At 72.1% G+C, this 15874-nt stretch carries 16 protein-coding genes; 9 read left to right on the top strand and 7 right to left on the bottom strand.

Translation table 11 applies throughout. The features are described 5' to 3' along the window. Positions 1-57: 57 nt before the first annotated feature. Positions 58-456, bottom strand: coding sequence for a hypothetical protein (locus tag ACZOOI_RS37515; RefSeq protein ID WP_465284038.1), 399 nt, complete (start codon positions 454-456; stop codon positions 58-60). Between the two features lie 351 nt (positions 457-807). On the opposite strand from ACZOOI_RS37515, the gene ACZOOI_RS37510 reads away from it, so the two are divergent. The 3 genes from ACZOOI_RS37510 (at position 808) to ACZOOI_RS37500 (ending at position 3376) form a co-directional block, all read left to right on the top strand. Then, the gene (locus tag ACZOOI_RS37510; protein WP_465284037.1) at positions 808-1302 is read left to right on the top strand and encodes a metallophosphoesterase family protein; all 495 of its coding nucleotides are present in this window, start codon (positions 808-810) and stop codon (positions 1300-1302) included. Between the two features lie 81 nt (positions 1303-1383). Next, entirely contained in the window at positions 1384-2589 is a 1206-nt protein-coding gene (locus tag ACZOOI_RS37505; protein WP_465284036.1) for a helix-turn-helix domain-containing protein, read from the top strand. Positions 2590-2713: 124 nt separating this feature from the next. Further along, the gene (locus ACZOOI_RS37500) at positions 2714-3376 is read left to right on the top strand and encodes an ATP-binding protein (protein WP_465284035.1); all 663 of its coding nucleotides are present in this window, start codon (positions 2714-2716) and stop codon (positions 3374-3376) included. A 22-nt stretch (positions 3377-3398) separates the two neighbouring features. Here the strand turns inward: ACZOOI_RS37500 and ACZOOI_RS37495 are convergent, their stop codons facing one another. Continuing rightward, a complete protein-coding gene (locus ACZOOI_RS37495) occupies positions 3399-3761 on the bottom strand; it encodes a winged helix-turn-helix transcriptional regulator (RefSeq protein ID WP_465284034.1) in 363 nt (120 codons plus the stop codon). 128 nt (positions 3762-3889) lie between these two features. Here ACZOOI_RS37495 and ACZOOI_RS37490 point away from each other — a divergent pair, with 128 nt between their 5' ends. Further along, on the top strand, positions 3890-4441 hold the full coding sequence (locus ACZOOI_RS37490; RefSeq protein ID WP_465284033.1) for a carboxymuconolactone decarboxylase family protein: 552 nt from the start codon (positions 3890-3892) through the stop codon (positions 4439-4441). Between the two features lie 98 nt (positions 4442-4539). On the opposite strand, the gene ACZOOI_RS37485 is transcribed toward ACZOOI_RS37490, so the two are convergent. Beyond that, positions 4540-5355, bottom strand: a complete 816-nt coding sequence (locus tag ACZOOI_RS37485) for an alpha/beta fold hydrolase (protein WP_465284032.1) — start codon at positions 5353-5355, stop codon at positions 4540-4542. A gap of 100 nt (positions 5356-5455) precedes the next feature. Here ACZOOI_RS37485 and ACZOOI_RS37480 point away from each other — a divergent pair, with 100 nt between their 5' ends. Beyond that, complete coding sequence (locus tag ACZOOI_RS37480; RefSeq protein ID WP_465284031.1) at positions 5456-6067, top strand: TetR/AcrR family transcriptional regulator; 612 nt, start codon at positions 5456-5458, stop codon at positions 6065-6067. Positions 6068-6247: 180 nt separating this feature from the next. On the opposite strand, the gene ACZOOI_RS37475 is transcribed toward ACZOOI_RS37480, so the two are convergent. After that, a complete protein-coding gene (locus tag ACZOOI_RS37475; RefSeq protein ID WP_465284030.1) occupies positions 6248-7219 on the bottom strand; it encodes an ArsR/SmtB family transcription factor in 972 nt (323 codons plus the stop codon). A gap of 155 nt (positions 7220-7374) precedes the next feature. On the opposite strand from ACZOOI_RS37475, the gene ACZOOI_RS37470 reads away from it, so the two are divergent. Continuing rightward, entirely contained in the window at positions 7375-8664 is a 1290-nt protein-coding gene (locus ACZOOI_RS37470) for an MFS transporter (protein ID WP_465284029.1), read from the top strand. Positions 8665-8811: 147 nt separating this feature from the next. Further along, positions 8812-9285: a methylglyoxal synthase gene (locus ACZOOI_RS37465; protein ID WP_465284028.1), complete on the top strand. Its 474-nt coding sequence runs from the start codon at positions 8812-8814 to the stop codon at positions 9283-9285. A gap of 121 nt (positions 9286-9406) precedes the next feature. Here the strand turns inward: ACZOOI_RS37465 and ACZOOI_RS37460 are convergent, their stop codons facing one another. Then, a complete protein-coding gene (locus tag ACZOOI_RS37460; RefSeq protein WP_465284122.1) occupies positions 9407-9667 on the bottom strand; it encodes a response regulator transcription factor in 261 nt (86 codons plus the stop codon). A 207-nt stretch (positions 9668-9874) separates the two neighbouring features. Then, positions 9875-10960, bottom strand: a complete 1086-nt coding sequence (locus ACZOOI_RS37455) for a polyprenyl synthetase family protein (RefSeq protein ID WP_465284027.1) — start codon at positions 10958-10960, stop codon at positions 9875-9877. Positions 10961-11667: 707 nt separating this feature from the next. On the opposite strand from ACZOOI_RS37455, the gene ACZOOI_RS37450 reads away from it, so the two are divergent. Continuing rightward, the gene (locus ACZOOI_RS37450) at positions 11668-12612 is read left to right on the top strand and encodes a hypothetical protein (RefSeq protein WP_465284026.1); all 945 of its coding nucleotides are present in this window, start codon (positions 11668-11670) and stop codon (positions 12610-12612) included. Positions 12613-12704: 92 nt separating this feature from the next. Further along, entirely contained in the window at positions 12705-14426 is a 1722-nt protein-coding gene (locus ACZOOI_RS37445) for a hypothetical protein (RefSeq protein WP_465284025.1), read from the top strand. Positions 14427-14531: 105 nt separating this feature from the next. On the opposite strand, the gene ACZOOI_RS37440 is transcribed toward ACZOOI_RS37445, so the two are convergent. Next, positions 14532-15860: a hypothetical protein gene (locus ACZOOI_RS37440; RefSeq protein ID WP_465284024.1), complete on the bottom strand. Its 1329-nt coding sequence runs from the start codon at positions 15858-15860 to the stop codon at positions 14532-14534. Positions 15861-15874: the final 14 nt, after the last annotated feature.

Below are 15874 nucleotides of genomic sequence, written 5' to 3'. Positions count from 1 at the left end.
GCGGCGCGACCGCCGAGCGTGCGACTCCGGCCGGGTGGTCCTGCCTGCCCGCAGCCGTCAAGCGGCGTCGAGGGCCGTGGTGATCTTGCGGATCATGTCGGCGACGGCGGGGGCGGGTTCGCCCTTGTGGGTCCGGGCGGCCGCCTCGACGGCGACGACGACGGTGCTGCGGAAGTTGTCGGCCTCGGCCGGGTCCTGCTTCTTCAGCAGGCCCATGGCCGCCGTCAGGGCGGGCAGCACCCGGTCGGCGAGCGCGGCCGTGGACTTGGTGTCCAGGTTCATGCCCTTCGGCTTCTCCGCGAGTACGTGACCGACCGCGCCGGTCGCGGAGAACAGGGCCTTGGAGCCGTCGACGGCGGCGCGGTGGGCCGGTCCGACGGTGGCCATCAGCCAGACGGCGCCGTGCGCGGCGGTCTGGAGGGTGAGCTTGTCCTGGTCGGTGAGGGAGATGGCCATGGTCGTGTGCTCCTTCGAGTCGGTTGCGGGTGCCCGATCGTCGTGGTGACGGTCGATCGGCCCCGCCGTTTCCGTGTGACTTCATCTTGGCACATCTATGGCGCCATGGCGACCCTCAAATGGCGCCACATGTGTCGCCGGGGGTGCCGAAGTTTGGTCAAGGTTCATAACATTGCAGGTCAGAGGGCATTCTTGCCCGGCGCCAACGCGGCCAAGTTTTTGTGAACTCCTGAGCGGCCCGTGCTTCTTCCTGCAAGGTGCGGTTCCCGAGCCGTCTGCACCCGTTCCGCGCGGGCGGGGTGGTCGTCCGGCATCTGCCCCGCGGGGTGGTTCGGCTCGTACGGTGGGGAGATGCGCATTCTGCTGACGTCCGACACGCATCTGCCCCGGCGGGCCAAGGTGCTTCCCGAGCGGTTGCTCGCCGAGTTGTCGGCGGTGGACGTGGTGATCCATGCGGGCGATTGGGTCGACGCCGCCGCGCTGGACCTGTTCGAGGACCGGTCGCGGCGGTTGGTCGGCGTGTACGGCAACAACGACGGGCCCGATCTACGGAGTCGGTTGCCGGAGGTGGCCCGCGTCGAATTGGGCGGGGTGCGGTTCGCCGTCGTGCACGAGACGGGTCCGGCGCAAGGGCGCGAACGGCGGTGCGCCGCGCGGTATCCCGATGCGGACGTGCTGGTGTTCGGGCACAGCCACATCCCGTGGGACACCGTCGCCGACTCCGGCCTGCGCCTGCTCAACCCCGGCTCCCCCACCGATCGACGCAGCCAACCGCACCACACGTACATGACCCTGACCGCCGACGCGGGCGAGATCACCGACGTGGTCCTGCACGACCTGGATTGATGCGCCGCGCGGGGTGCACCGGCGCGCTAGCTTGGAAAAGACATGTGTGCACGCCACTTCCGAGCCTGAGAGGTACTCGCGGTGAGCGGACTCGGGGACAACGTCCGGCGGTATCGACGCGTGGCCGGACTCAGCCAGGAGCAACTGGCCGAGCTGGCCGGCCTTGGCGTGTCGACGGTTGCCAAGGTCGAACAGGGCGGCGACATTCGGATTGCCACTCTGCGCATGCTTGCCCGAGCCCTGGACATACCGACATCGGCGCTCTTCGTGACCTCGGTGCCGCGACCTGTACGCGACGAAGCGGGCACCCGGGTCCAGTTGATCGAGCTGCGGCAGGCGCTCACGCCGCCCATCGGTCTGACCGACACCACGGGGTCGGCCGAACTCACCCCGCAGCGCTTGGCCGCCACCCAGGCTCGGATCGATCGCGTCCACGAGCTTTACCAGGTCGATCGCTACGAATCGATGGCGGACGAACTGCCCGCGATCCTGCGGGCCGTGCCCTCCACCGAAGGACCCGAGGGCGTGAGCGAGGTGCGGGTGGCCGCGCTTCATGCGGCTGGGAAGTACCTCACGCAGGTCCGCCAATACGACCTTGCCTATCACGCGTTCTCGGAGAGCATTCGGGACGCCCGCGCGATGGGGCGGGAGCACCTCGCGGCCACCGGCGTGGCGGGACTGTGCTGGTTGCTTCTACGGCAGGGTCGCTTCGACGAATGCGAACAGTTGGCGTCGGTGACGGCTGACACCATCGAACCCCGTCTGTCGAGGGCCACCGCCGGCGAAGTCGCCGTGTGGGGCGAACTGCTCCAGCGCGTCGCCTCGGCGGCTGTGCGCAACAACAACCCCGACGTGGCCCGAGAAGCGCGCCGAATGGCCGGCACCGCGGCAAGTGCCGTGGGCGTCGAGCACACCGATCGCGGTACCCACTGGGCCACGTTCGGCCCGGTCACGGCTTCCCTCAAGGCACTTGAAGACTTCGCGATCGTAGGTGACCACCGCGCACTGCTCCGGGGAGTCGAACATACGCCGAAGGTTGCCGCCGGGCCGCCTCCGAGTCCGAACACGCAAAATCGACACCGCTTGGACATCGCCTTCGCACATGCGCACGTGGGGGACTACGGCGAGGCGATGACCGAGATGCGGCGCGTCCTGCGGGTAGCCCCGGAATGGGTCCGTCACCAGGGCTTGGCCCGGGATGTGGTCAGATTGATTCTGAAAAAGAGGAAGCGCACCTTGACTACGGACATGCGTGAATTGGCCGATCATCTCGACATTGCGGGCTGACTACCGCGCTTCGAGGTAGATCGTCATGGATCTTGCCGAAACTGGGTCGTAGCCCATCTGGTTCCCGGCATGTCCGCTTTCTACCGTCACGAGCACTGTTTCGTCACAGAGCTCGGGAGCCACCATGACGCCTCTTTCGCCCGCCCGCCTGCTCACCGCCCAATCGCGCCGCGCCTATTCCGCCGCCGAACGCAACGTGGGCGTGGCCCGTCGCGCTGTCGGGCGGATGTTGGAGCACGCCGGAGTGTCGGAGGTCGTCTGCGACGACATCCGTCTGATCGTCACCGAACTCGCGACCAATGCCGTGCGGCATTCGGGCTCGGCCGAGTTCGCCGTCGAGGCGTTCGTGGTCGAGAGCGTGCCCGACCTGGTGCGGCCGAGTGTGATTCTGGTGCGGGTGTCGGATCTCGGCGACATCGGGCGGGAGTACGACTACATCAACCATCCGGCCGGTGAGCGGACCGCGTTGTGTCCTCGCTCGCCGGGAGCCGAGGCCGATTCGGAGCGCGGCCTGTTGCTGGTGGACCGGATCGGGTCGGCCTGGGAAGTGGCCTTCTGCTCAAGGGAGAAGCGGGCGCGATTCCGGTGTGAGGGTTGGATGAACCGGGCGTGCTCCGAGCACGGCTTCTCGGTGGACCACACGACGGTGACCGCCCTGGTGTACGTCGAACGCGCGGCATCCGGTGACTGGGTGCGTCGATCCGGTGGATCGGCGCGACGGTCGGAGGAGTTCGCTGTCGAGGCAACGCAAACGGCCCAAGCGGTTCACCGGTTGGCGCGAAGGTGACTCGGCTCGGTGGTGGGTGGGTTCAGTCCCGCTCCAGTTCCTTCGCCCATGTGGTCGACCAGGTCAGGAGTGGGTCCAGGGCCTCGACGAGGTGGGTGCCGAGGGGCGTGAGTTCGTAGTCGCCGCTCTGGTCCCGGGTGGCGATTCGGGCGTCGACCAGGTCGCGCAGGCGGGTGTTGAGGACGCTGGAGGACATGTCGTCGCAGCGGCGTTGCAGGGCGCGGAAGCCGGCCGGCTCGCGGCTGAGTTCCCAGATCAGGCGCAGGATCCAGCGTCGGCCGAGCAGGTCGAGTGCGGCCATCGACGCGCGTCCGGTGGTCGAACCCCGGACCGGGGCGCCCGGCAGGGGAGTGCCGTGCTCGTCGCCGGTGTCGTCGTCGCCCATGGGTGCGCCACCTTCCTCGTGCGCTTCGCTGCCGCGCCCCGCCCTTGTGCTTCGGATTCGGAAGCAGCATAGTGCTTCTGAAAGAGAAGCATTTGAGGGGCCCAGTCGGCCAGTGCAGGAGTGCGTCCATGTCGCGGATCACGCCGTTGTCGCCGCCCTATGCCGCCGAGACCGAGGCGGCGTTGGCCCGTTGGATGGGGCCGGCCCGCGAACGCGAGCCGCTCGCGTTGTTTCGGGTGCTGGAGCATCACCCCGAACTCGCGTCGCGCATGCGCGTGGTGGGCTCCGGGCTGCTGGTGCACGGCATGCTGCCGGCCGTCGAACGGGAGACGGTGGTGCAGCGGGTGTGTGCCCGGGCCGGTTGCTCGTACGAATGGGGCGTGCATGCCGAGGTGTTCGGCGAGCGGGTCGGCCTGACCCCGCGTCAGCTCCGGGCCACCGTGCACGACGACGCGGGCGCGTGGAGCGAGCGGCAGGCGATCCTGGTGCGGGTGGTCGACGAGCTGCACGACTGTGCCGACCTCGCCGACGCGACGTGGGCCGATCTGCGGGCAGGGTTCGCCGACGCCGAGATCGTGGAGATCCTGGTCCTGGCGGGGTGGTACCGCACGATCGCCTACGTGGCCAATGCGTTGCGCCTGCCGGCGGAGGAGTGGGCGGCGCCGTATCCGGACGCATGAGCGCCCGCGGCGGTCGGCGATGTGCTGCCGTGTGCCGTGGGTCTGCGCGGTGACGCCTTGGGTGCCGGTCGCGGGACGGCCGCCCGCTCGTCGGCCGTTCACGGCGACCCGCGGTGCCCGGACTCGACCTCGGCCAGGAAGCCGGTGATCGCGGCCTCCCATTCCGCCGGGCGTTCGGCGAACGGCAGGTGGCCCGCGTCCAGTTCGAGCACACGCGCGGTGCGCAGGCCGGCTGCGAGGGCGTGGTGGTGGTTCGGCTCGACCAGGCGGTCGCCCGTGGTGGACACGACCAGGACCGGGACGTCGATGGCAGCCAGGTCGGCGCGGACGTCCACGCGCTCGATCAGTTCGGTGTGCTCGGGCGTGCCGGGCGGCGGCGGGGTGTCCGCGCTCGTCCGGAGCGCGTCGGCCAGGTCGTCGGCGGAGAGGGCGGCCAGGGTGGCCGGGCTCAGCGCGAGCGGGGTGACGAATGCGGCGAACGTCGCGCGGTCGCCGGACTCGTACAGCCCGCGCCAGACCCGGGCGACCAGCCGCAGGCGGTGGTCGGCGTGGGCGAACGGCGCGGTGAGGACCAGCGCGGTCACCCGCTCGGGGTGCCGGGTCGCGGCGCGGACGGCGACCGCGCCGCCCAGCGAATAGCCGGAGACCGCGAACGTCTCCAGGCCCTCGGCGACGCCGGCCGCGACCAATTGGTCTGCGAGTTCGTCCAGTTCCAGTGCCGCGGCGGCGCGCGGGGTGTCGCCGGCGCCGGGGAAGTCGACGCCGACCACGGTGTGGCCGGCTGCCAGGCCGGTGAGGATCGGGCCGTAGTTGGCGGCTGTGCCGCCGCCGGCGCCGTGGGCGAGAAGCAGCCCGGGACCCGAGCCCAGGACGGTGCGGGCGTAGGTCGGCGTGGGCAGGGTGGTGGTGGACATGCGGGCTCCCGGGGGCGCTCGATGATTGTATAGCGTTCGCTACAGATCTCACCGTAACAGAGACCGGCGGGTTTCATAGCGAGCGCTATACAATGGCTCCATGTCCGGTACCCCAGGCCGCCCGCGCGGCTTCGACCGCGAGGCCGCGTTGGACCGCGCGGTCCTCGAGTTCTGGCGACACGGCTACGAGGCGACCTCGGTGGCCTCGCTGACCGCCGCGATGGGGATCAAGCCGCCCAGCCTGTACGCGGCCTTCGGCGACAAGCGCAAACTCTTCAGCGAGGCCGTCCGGCGCTACGGGGTCACCTACGGCGCGGTCGCCGGCGACGTGATCGCCGCGGCGCCGGACGCGCGACAGGCGATGGAGCGCGTGCTGCACGCGCTGGCCGAGGCGTACACCGAGCCCGGTCACCCGCCGGGCTGCATGGTGATCACCGCGGCGGTCAACTGCACGTCGGCGGCCGAGGGGGTCAAGGCCGAACTGCGGGCGATTCGCGAGGCATCCAAGGCGGTGATGCGTGCGCGGATCGTCGCCGACACGGCCGCCGGCCGGTTGCCCGCGGACACCGACGCCGACGGCCTCGCCACCTACTACGCGGCGGTGGTCCAGGGCATGTCCACCCAGGCCGTCGACGGCGTCGATCGCGCAACCTTGGAACGTGTCGCCGCGCTCGCGATGCGCTGCTGGCCGGACGGCGCGGCGGCGGTGTAGACGGCCCCCGGCTGCCCGTCCGCGGCGATCGTGGTGGGCGAGCGGGTCGGCCGAGGCGCGGACGGCGTCGAGCGTGGACGCCGTCGCACCGGGCGGCGCGGTGCTCAGGAGACTGTGTCGCCGTCCCTCTCGGTCGCGTCCCGGCGCTCCTGGTCGGCCGGATGCTCCTGGGCGTCCGGCCTAGGCCGAATGTGCTGCCGTCAGGAGGGTTTCCGCGGCGCGGGTGCGGGCGTACAGCACCTCGCGGCCGATGCGGTGGGCGGCGACCAGGCCCGCCGAGCGGAGTGCGGACAGGTGTTGGGAGACGCCGCCGGGGGTGAGGCCGGTGCGGCGGGCCAGGTCCGTGGTCGAGGCGGGTGTGGTGAGTTCGGCCAGGAGGGTCGCTCGGGAGCGGCCCAGGACTCCGGCGAGCGCGTCGGGTGCGGCGGTTCGGGCCGGCGCCCACAGGGTGCCGATGCCGCGTGGGGGATAGCGCAGGGTGGGCTGCCAGCGCCCGTCCAACACCGAGAACACCCGTGGCCACACGAACGCGGACGGCACCAGCAGCAGTCCGCGGCCGTCCAGGGTGCGTCGACCGCGGGCGAAACGGTTTCGTAGCTGGAGCGTGCCCGCGTCCCACGCCACCTGCGGATCCAGGTCGTTGAACAGGCTGCGGGCGCCACCCTCGACCAACCGCCGGGCGCGGAAGAGGATGTCGCCCTCCAGGAAGGTCAGGATCCGCGGCCAGTACGGCGCGAGCGCCAATTCCCAGTACGCCTCGATCGTTTCGGCCAGCCGGCCCAACTCGCGCTCGGGGTCGGCGCGCAGCGCGGCGATCCGCTCCGGCGCGACCTCCGAGCTGGTGCGCAGCAGTTCGAGTGGCGTGGCGCGCAGCGTGGCCAACTCGACGTCCAGCGAGGTCAGTGGGGTGGTCGGCGGTGGGCACAGGAAGCCCGCGAGGGCCCGGGTCGGCACCGGGATCAGCTCGGTGAGCGGCGTCAGGTCCACCTTCGCGGCGGCCAGGCGCGAGCGGACCTGATCCGTCCAGGTGTGGTGGATGCCCTGTTCGTCGGCGCCCTTGAGGATCCGCACACTCGCGATCACCTCCCACAGCGGGGAGATCACGAAGCGGGTGCGGGCCACGTCCTCCGGGGTGAATTCGATCTCGATCATTCACACCTGCGCCGATCCGACCTTCGAGTTCGATACGACCGATGGGCCGGGGATGGCCACGAGTCCGGAACGATCTTCGAGTTCCGGGTGAACTCGAGCATTCAGTCCAGGCTAAATCATTGGGTGCCGCTCGAGGCGACCGGCAGGCTGCCGGGATGAGCCAAGCGCACTCACCCTGGCGTATCGCCGACTTCCGCACGTTGTTCACCGCGGCGGCGCTCAGCGAACTGGGCACCAACATCGGCTATGTCGCCGTCCCGCTGATCGCCGTCGCGGCCCTGGACGCGAGCCCCGGCCAGGTCGGCGCACTCGCCGCGCTCGGCACCGTCGCGTTCCTGCTGATCGGCCTGCCCGTCGGCGCGTGGGTGGACCGGATGCGCCGCCGCCGGGTGATGATGGTCGCCGACCTGGTCCGCGCCGCGCTGATCGGCTCGATCCCGGTGGCCTGGTGGCTGGACGCGCTGACCCTGTCCCAGCTGTACGCCGTGGTCCTGCTCAACGGCTGCGCCACCGTGTTCTTCGACGTCGGTTCGCAAAGCTTCCTGCCGCACCTGGTCGGTCGCGAGGCGCTGGTCTCGGCCAACGCCGCGATGGTCAGCCTGATGGCAGCCGCCAACATCGCCGGCCGCAGTGCGGGCGGCTTCCTGATCCAACTGGTCGCGGCCCCGATCGCGCTGGTGTGTACCGTGGTCGGCTACCTCGCCTCCGGCCTCGGACTGGCCCGGATCCGCGCGGACGGCGCACCGGCCGCGAACGACGGCGCCGGGCGCCGGCTGCGGGCCGAGATCGCCGAGGGACTGCGCCACGTGGGAAGGCGCCGCGAGTTGCGCGCGCTCGCCGGCACGGCGGCGCTGACCAACTTCGGTTCGCAGTTGGTCAACGTGCTGCTGCCGGTGGTGTTCGTTCGGGAACTGGACCTGCCCGCAGGTGCGTTGGGGCTGTACCTGGCGCTCGGCGGGTTCGGCGTCCTGGTCGGCGCACGCTGCGCCGGGCCGATCGCCGGCCGGCTCGGTTTCGGCCGCACGCTGGGTCTGGCCGGACTGTGCCTGGCGCCCGCCGGACTGGTGATCCCGCTGATCGACCGTGGTCCGTGGCTGGTGGTTGCCGGCCTCGGTTGGTTCCTGGCCACCGCCAAGATGGGCATGGACAACGTGCTCGGGGTCAGCCTGCGGCAACGCCTGACGCCCGACGCGCTGCTCGGCCGGATGAACGCGACCTTCCGCTGCCTGCTCACCGGCGCCTCCGCGATCGGCGCGGTGGCCGCGGCGCTGATCGGGCAGTTCGCCGGCGTGCACACCGCGATGTGGGTGGGCGGTGTGTGCCTGTCGCTGGGCTTCGTCCCGGTCTTCTGCTCGCCGGTGCGCAGGCTGCGCGTGCTCCCCGAGGGGCCGACCCCGGCGGTGGCCGCGGCACCACGACCGGAGACGCCGGCCGCGAAGGCGTAGTCGCCGTCCGAGGCACACGCAGCCGGGTGCGCGGGTCGGTTGCGTGATCGATTCGTCTTCTTGTGGGTGTCATGTCCCGGCCATACCGGCGCAACACGCGGTGGCAAGACTGGGGGCATGCCAAAGCTCAGCACACCGGAGATGCCTGTGACCCAAACGAACGACCTGCTCGACCCGAACCACCGGCACGACCGCGAGCGGGGCATCGCGCTCGTGGCGCACGACCGATGCAAGCCGGAGATGCTCGCCTGGGCCCGGACCCACCGCGAGACCCTGGCCCGGCACCGCCTGTACGCGACCGGGACCACCGGCGGCATCCTCGCCGACGAACTCGACCTGGAGATCATCCGATTCCGCAGCGGCCCGCTCGGCGGCGACCAGCAGATCGGATCGCGGATCGCCGAGGGCGCCGTGGACCTGCTGGTGTTCTTCTGGGACCCGCTGAGTCCGCAGCCGCACGAGCCCGACGTACGCGCGTTGTTGCGCCTCGCGGTGCTGGCGGACATCCCGGTGGCCTGCAACCGGGCCACCGCCGACTTCGTGATCACCTCGCCGCTGCTGGCGATGGCGGACGACCCGGATCGCACCGGCTCGCCGATGTTCGCCCCGCTGGCGGCGTAGCGCACTCGCACCCGCCGGCGCGCTCGGCAGGGGAGCCGGCCCGCGGACGGAGGCCGGGCGGATCCGGAGGTCGGGCGGATCCGGAACCGCGAACACCCGGCGCCGGGACGGCCGATTTCGCTCAGGGCCGGGACAGACCCATGCGATAGGCGTAGCGCACCGCGTCGGACCGGTTGCGGGCGTTGATCTTGGCGAAGGCGTTGTTGATGTGCGTCTTCACCGTCGCCTCGCCGATGGACAGCGCGGCGGCGATGTCGGCGTTCTTCAGCCCGTCCGCGATCAGCGTCAGCACCTCCACCTCACGATCGGTGAGCCGATCGGGATGCGCGGTACCGGTCGTGGCCGCCTTCGGGAGCACTGTCGATTCGGGCCGGTCCGTCACGTCGGTCAACCTTTCGATCCTCACCGCACCCATCGCGGTGATTCCGGCCGTGTTTCGGTGAGTTCTGCGCTTTCGGGACGGTTGGTACCGCTCGCGACGTACAACCTACCGGGAGCGGAACGGCCGCGATCCCGATTCGACGACGCCGGGATGTGCGGGCCTCCGTCGGCGCGTCCGTCGACGGAGGCGTGCGCGTGGGGGGTGTGGTCAGTCGGCCGCGGGCGGGGTCGGCTCCCGGCGGGACCAGTGGGTGAGCACCTCGGTGTACGGGTTGACGGGAAGCCAGGAGATCGCGTCCCGGGCACTGCGTTCGTAACCGTCGGCCAGGGCCCGGGCCTCGGCGCCCGCGCCGGTGGTTTCGACCAGCGTGCGCATCCGGGCGAGTGCGGTCTCCGGGTTGCCCTCGTGCAGCAGGGCGTGCCGGATCGCGGCGCGCTGTTCGATGGTGCCGCGTTCGTGGGCGAGCAGCACCGGCAGGGTCGGGCGGTGGTTGCTCACGTCGCTGTCGGCGGGCTTGCCCATCGTGGCGGCGGAAACGTCGTCGTACGGGAGCAGGTCGTCGCGGATCTGGAAGGCCAGGCCGACGTGCCGCCCGAACGTGCCGAGGGCCTCGACCGTCGCGTCGGTCCCGCCGCCGAGGATCGCGCCGACCCGGCAGGACGTGGACAGCAGTGCGCCGGTCTTGTGGCCGGCCATCGAGAGGTAGTCCTCGACCGGGCAGTCCAGGTCGCCGGCGAAGCCGAGTTCGTCGAACACGCCCTGGCACATCGCGGATCCGCCCTCGGCCTGGGCCGCCATCGCGCGGGCGATGCGCTCGCCGGGCACGCCGTGGCGCGCACACTCGGCGAGTGCGCCGAACCAGGCGAAGTACAGGCTGCTGCCCGCGATGATGGCCCGTTCGGGGCCGTAGGCGACGTGTACCGCGGGCCGGCCGCGCCGCTCCTCGTCGGCGTCGACGATGTCGTCGTGCACCAGGCTGCCGGTGTGCACGCACTCCATGCCCACGGCGGCGGGCAGCGCGTGCTCGACCTCGCCGCCGACCGCGAGTGCCGCGTACATCACCAGCGCAGGCCGCAGCAGTTTGCCGGTCGGCAGCAGCGCGTACCGGTGCACCGCGTCCATGCCGTCGGCGTTCTGCGGCCAGCGGCGGGCGAACTCGGCGGCCAGGACGGTCGGTACGTCCACGATCGGCCGATCGCACAACTCGTACGGGGTGGGCGCGACGCTCGTGTGCGCTCGTCCGGTCGATCGACGTTTGTGTGCCGTCGAGGAAACCTGCGGTGTTTCGGTCACAGCTTGCGAACCCCCTGTATTGCCCCCGGAGCGCGGCCCCCGGTGCGCCGAAGCGGTGGGGGGCGACGCATGATGCGGACGCTCGCCGGCGCCCGGATCAACCCAACAGACCCGGGCGGGTCGCCGACAGCCGGGTACGGAAGCATCGCTCCGGCGTGCGCTCACCCGAACGGGAATCCGTGCCTCCACACCCCACCATCGCGTGGTTTCGCGCCGGGGGCGCACGGCTCGCGGGCTGTGCGGACAGGCCGTGTGCACGCGGTGCCGGCGGTAGCCGTTCAGGCTGTCGGCCGACTTCTCGCGGTCGCCGTCCCGGAGCGTGGCCCGCGCCCGTTGCGGCGCGAACAGGCCGCGGAGCGCGACGACACGAGCCCGTTGATCAGCCGATTCGCGCTTCTGCTTCCGCGTATTCGGTCCTATCGGTCGGGTGGGCCGGTTCCTAGACTCCGCATGGGTTCCGTTGTTCGGTTCGCCGTGACCGTAAGACGCCGATGCCGACCCCACCCGCCGCCCGCGCGTCGCGGCCGTCCGCGACCCGAGGCGATCGGGCCATCCGGCGCCCGGACACCGACGACCGCGACGATGCGCCGCCGCGGTCGAGGCGCATCCCGCCGGCGGGCGGCCTGTGGTCGCTCACGTGGCGGACCGGATCCGGTGGTGGTGGGCATCGCGTGAGGCAGCATCGATGGGGGACGAGGTCGAAGGCGATGAGCGCAGGTCGCATGCGGTGGGACGACGCGGGGGACGCGGGCGGCGGCGACACCGGCCCGCGACCGGCGTTGGCCCGACCACGCTGGTGGCCGGCCGACGCCGAACTCGACGCGTCGGGTCCGGCCGCGCCGACGTACGCACCGGCCGAGGCGCGATTCGCGGGCCCATCGGCCATGACCGCAGGGGCGTTTGCCCAGCCGGAGGGACCATCGCCGATTCCGCTCGCGCCGGGTTTCCAGGCGGCCGGACCGCCGCCGACGGAGCTTCCGGCGGGTGGGTCGGGCGAGGCCGGCGGACGACCCCCGTGGTTCTGGTCGACATCGGGACTGCCCGAGACGGGGGCGGAACCCGATCCGGCGTTCGCTGGGGACTGGGCGGGCACACCGGGTGCACCGATCGCCTACGACTGGAAGTCCGAGCAGCCGGAGCCGCAGTCCCGGGTGCGCCTCGTGGTCGCCGGGGTGCTCCTGGTCACCGGCATCACCGTCGCTGCGGTCCTGCTCACCGGCGGGGGCGAGGAGGACACCGCTGCCGACGCGCCACCGTCCTCGGCGCCCCCGGCGACCGCGAGCGTGATCGCTCCCGATCAATTGGCCGCGTATCAACCCCGACAGGTGACCAGACATTCCGCCGACGGACGCATCCAGGTGTCGTGGCAGGCGCCGACACGGACCGACGGGATCGCCGGATACATGGCGATCGCGCAGAGCCCGGCAGGGGCCTACCAGAAGACCGAGTTGCCCGGCGCAGGTGAGACGAGCGTCGTGTTCACCGGCCCGCCGGTGAGCGCCGATTCGTGTGTGGTCGTGGTGACCCTGATCACCGGAGAACCCTCGATGAAACTGGCTCCCGGTGCACCCGTGTGCGCACCGCCGGTGACCGGAACGCCCGTCCCGGGGGCGCCCGGAGCCGGCACTCGGCCGTCCGCTTCGGGCCGTTAGCGCGCAGGCCCGACACGGCGCAGGCCCGACACCGCGCAGCCCGGCCCCGACCCGATCCATCCCGAACAGGCAGCTCGACCGAAGGAGCGTACGTGCCCGACGATTTCGTGGTGCCGGCGTGGCCCGTCGTCTCGATCGAGTTGTCGATCGACGACACGGTTCACGTCGACGGGGAGCGAATCCCGGTTCCGCCCGGTGCGTACCCGCGTGCGGTCGCGCTGGAGAAGGCGGCGGCGACGGCGCGTTCGCTGGGCCGTCCGGTGCGCGCCGAGGCGAGGGAGTCGGACGGTGTGATCTTCCCGCTCGTCGTCGCGCCGGACGGCACGGTCAGTGCGTCGGACAGCCCGCTTCCGCCGCCCTCGAAGCGACGCTCGTTCCTGGGCCGACGCAAGCGCACGCCGCGCCCGGTTCTCGCGCCGAGCCCGGACGCCCGGGAACGGCCATCGGCCGCCCACGGGTCGCCGGGCGCGCGGAGCGGATTGCCCACCGGCGCGGTGGATCCGAGGACGCGAGCGACGCCTGACGGGCCGCACGTCGAGGCGCCCTCCGGGCCGGCGGGCGAGTCGTGGGAACGGCAACCGTCGAATCCGCCGAGCGAAGGCGCCTTCGTCGAGCCGCCGTTCGACCCCGAGGAGCAGGTCGGGCGGGCATCGACGCGGCAGGCACCGGCGGGTCAGGATGCCGAACCGGCCGGGCAGGCACCCTCGTTCGAACCGACGCCGCCCACCCTCGACCGTGCCGAACCGGCCCCCATCCGCCATTCGTGGCAACCGCCGGTTGCCCGGGTGCCCGTCGATGAGGAACCCCCGGCTTTTCCCGAACTGCCCGCGCGCACGGTGCCGGAGCCGCCGGCTGCCACCCACCGGCAAACTCCGACCCCGGCCAGGCCGACTGCCCCGCGGGAGCCCACGCCGTTCCCGGCCCCGGCTCCGGTCGAGCCGACTGCCCCACCCGAGCCCACGCCGGCCCCGGCCGAGCCGACCGCTCTGCCCGAGCCCGCTCCGCCCCCGGCCCCGGCCGAGCCGACTGCCCCACCCGAGCCCACCCCGCCCCCGCCCCCGGCCAAGCCGACCACTCCGCCCGAGCCCACGCCGTTCCCGGCCCCGGCCCCGGTCGAGCCGACTGCCCCGCCCGAGCCCACGCCGCCTCCGCCGGCCTCGGCCCCGGTCGAGCCCACCGCCCCACCCGAGCCCACCCCGCCCCCGCCCCCGGCCAAGCCGACCACTCCGCCCGAGCCCACGCCGTTCCCGGCCCCGGCCCCGGTCGAGCCGACTGCCCCGCCCGAGCCCACGCCGCCTCCGCCGGCCCCGGCCCCGGTCGAGCCCACCCCGCCCCCGCCCCCGGCCAAGCCGATCGCCCCGCCCGAGCCCACTCCGCCCCCGGCCCCGGTCGAGCCCACCGAGGAACAGAAGCGGATCATCGTGGAGATCGCCCGGGCGGTCCGTTCGGGTGCGGGTGACCAGGCCCTGGCCATGGCCGCGTCCCTGGACGCGTCGGTCGACCACGGCGGAGACGAGTACGCGCTGCCGCCCGCGCGCGAGGTGCATGCCTATGTGGCTCTGCTGACCGGTCGGCCGGCCCTCGCGGTGGAGTTGTACGCCGACGCGGCCCTGGCCCGGGGCGCCCACCCCCACGACGCGGCCCGGATGATCGAGAACGCGCACCACTGCTGGTTGCGCGTCGAGGAGGTGGAGGCCGCGTACGACCTGGGCCCGGTCGTTCTGCGGGCCTACTCGACGATCCCCACCGACCCGGGACGCGAAGCCGCGCGGGACCGCATGCGATCCCTGCGCGCCCGATTGGCCGAGTCGTAGCGGAGCAGCAAAGGCACCGGGCAGCGGTGGCCCGCGGGACGCGCGGGCCACCGGCGTGCGCGGGCATCCGGTCCGAACCGGATGTCGGAGCAGGCGGGCCGGGGTTCAGTCGCAGGGGGTTTCCGGACCACGCCGACGAATCACCCAGGTCGCCAGTCCGGCGCCGAGCAGCAGGGCGAGCGGAAGCCCCAGCCAGACCGCGGGACCACCGAAGGCCGCACTCGTACCGGCCGAGTCCCGCTTGCCGCCGGTCGGTTGCGCCGCGGAGCCCGGCGCCGGGCTCCCGCCCGTCGCGACCCCGCCCGGCGCGGCGGTCGACCGGGAGGTCGTCACCGACATCGACGGGTCGGGTACGTACGCGGGCCCGGGTTCCTTGCTGCCGCCGACGGACACGTCGACCGCGAGCGAGCGCTGTTCGCCCTCGCCCTGTACCGCGACCGCGAGGTAGTACCACCCCGGCAGCATGTCGGCGACCTCCTGCTGCCGGTCGCTGCGGTTGAGGTAGCGCACGGGCCGCGTGGCGAACGGGTCCGGACGGCCGGTGAAGATGTGCTCGGTGTCGGACACGGATCCGAACTCGCGGGCCAGTTCCTCGCGTACGGGGTTGTACAGCCGGACCTCCGTCGCGGCGTAACCCCGCCCGCCGCCCACCCGGGCCTGGACGGCCAGGCTCTGACCCCAGTCCAGGCGAACGCGGTAGAAGACCCATTCCCCGAACGCGATGTCGTCGGTGAAGTGGCCGGAGCCGGGCAGCGTGCCGGCGTCGGTGAACGAGCCGCCGCCGAGCACCGGTACGGGAGAACCGCCCGGCTCGGTGTAGCGCGCGATCACGGATTCGGCCGGGCCCGGGTCCGAGACGGCCGGTTCCAGGAAGATGCGCAGTTCCAGCGGGACCGGCGGTCCGGTGCCCCGGCGGGTCACCGAGAACACCTGTCTACCCGGCTTGGCGCAACTGTTGTTGCGGCCGGTCGCGGTCGCTCCCCAATTCAGCGACGCCGTGACGACCTTGATCACCGACTGGGACAACCCGGTGTTCGTCCGGCACGAGGTGCTGCGCTCGTCGATCTGTTTCAGGTCGAGCGCCTCCAGGCCCTTCACCGTGCTGACCGTCGTGCCGGACACGTACACCGTGTACCCCAAGGGCACGTCCACGGCGTAGTACTTGACCTCCTTGTCGGTCATCCGGTCCACGTAGTCGCCCGGAGCGAGTGACACCGCACGGGCGCCGTCGGGCGCGCCGGAGACGGGAGTTCCGGTCGGGTTGTACGTGCGAGGCGCGCGCTGGGCCGGCCACCGGGGTGCCGATTCCGCCGTCGGCCGGTCCCCGGCGAGGCCGTTCGCATCGGCGGCGTATGCGTGCGGGGCCATGCCGAGCAGCGAGACCGCGCCCAGGATGAGTGCCGCCGCACAGGCCGGGAAGGCTCGCTGTTCCATGCCCGGGAATGTAG

Source organism: Embleya sp. L77, assembly GCF_055557415.1.
This window is presented reverse-complemented; position numbering and strand designations above follow the sequence as displayed.

Coding starts and splice junctions, on each gene's coding strand:
- ACZOOI_RS37515 (WP_465284038.1), bottom strand. CDS start 456: ATGGCCATCTCCCTCACCGACCAGGACAAGCTCACCCTCCAGACCGCC.
- ACZOOI_RS37510 (WP_465284037.1), top strand. CDS start 808: ATGCGCATTCTGCTGACGTCCGACACGCATCTGCCCCGGCGGGCCAAG.
- ACZOOI_RS37500 (WP_465284035.1), top strand. CDS start 2,714: ATGACGCCTCTTTCGCCCGCCCGCCTGCTCACCGCCCAATCGCGCCGC.
- ACZOOI_RS37495 (WP_465284034.1), bottom strand. CDS start 3,761: ATGGGCGACGACGACACCGGCGACGAGCACGGCACTCCCCTGCCGGGC.
- ACZOOI_RS37490 (WP_465284033.1), top strand. CDS start 3,890: ATGTCGCGGATCACGCCGTTGTCGCCGCCCTATGCCGCCGAGACCGAG.
- ACZOOI_RS37485 (WP_465284032.1), bottom strand. CDS start 5,355: ATGTCCACCACCACCCTGCCCACGCCGACCTACGCCCGCACCGTCCTG.
- ACZOOI_RS37480 (WP_465284031.1), top strand. CDS start 5,456: ATGTCCGGTACCCCAGGCCGCCCGCGCGGCTTCGACCGCGAGGCCGCG.
- ACZOOI_RS37475 (WP_465284030.1), bottom strand. CDS start 7,219: ATGATCGAGATCGAATTCACCCCGGAGGACGTGGCCCGCACCCGCTTC.
- ACZOOI_RS37470 (WP_465284029.1), top strand. CDS start 7,375: ATGAGCCAAGCGCACTCACCCTGGCGTATCGCCGACTTCCGCACGTTG.
- ACZOOI_RS37450 (WP_465284026.1), top strand. CDS start 11,668: ATGAGCGCAGGTCGCATGCGGTGGGACGACGCGGGGGACGCGGGCGGC.
- ACZOOI_RS37440 (WP_465284024.1), bottom strand. CDS start 15,860: ATGGAACAGCGAGCCTTCCCGGCCTGTGCGGCGGCACTCATCCTGGGC.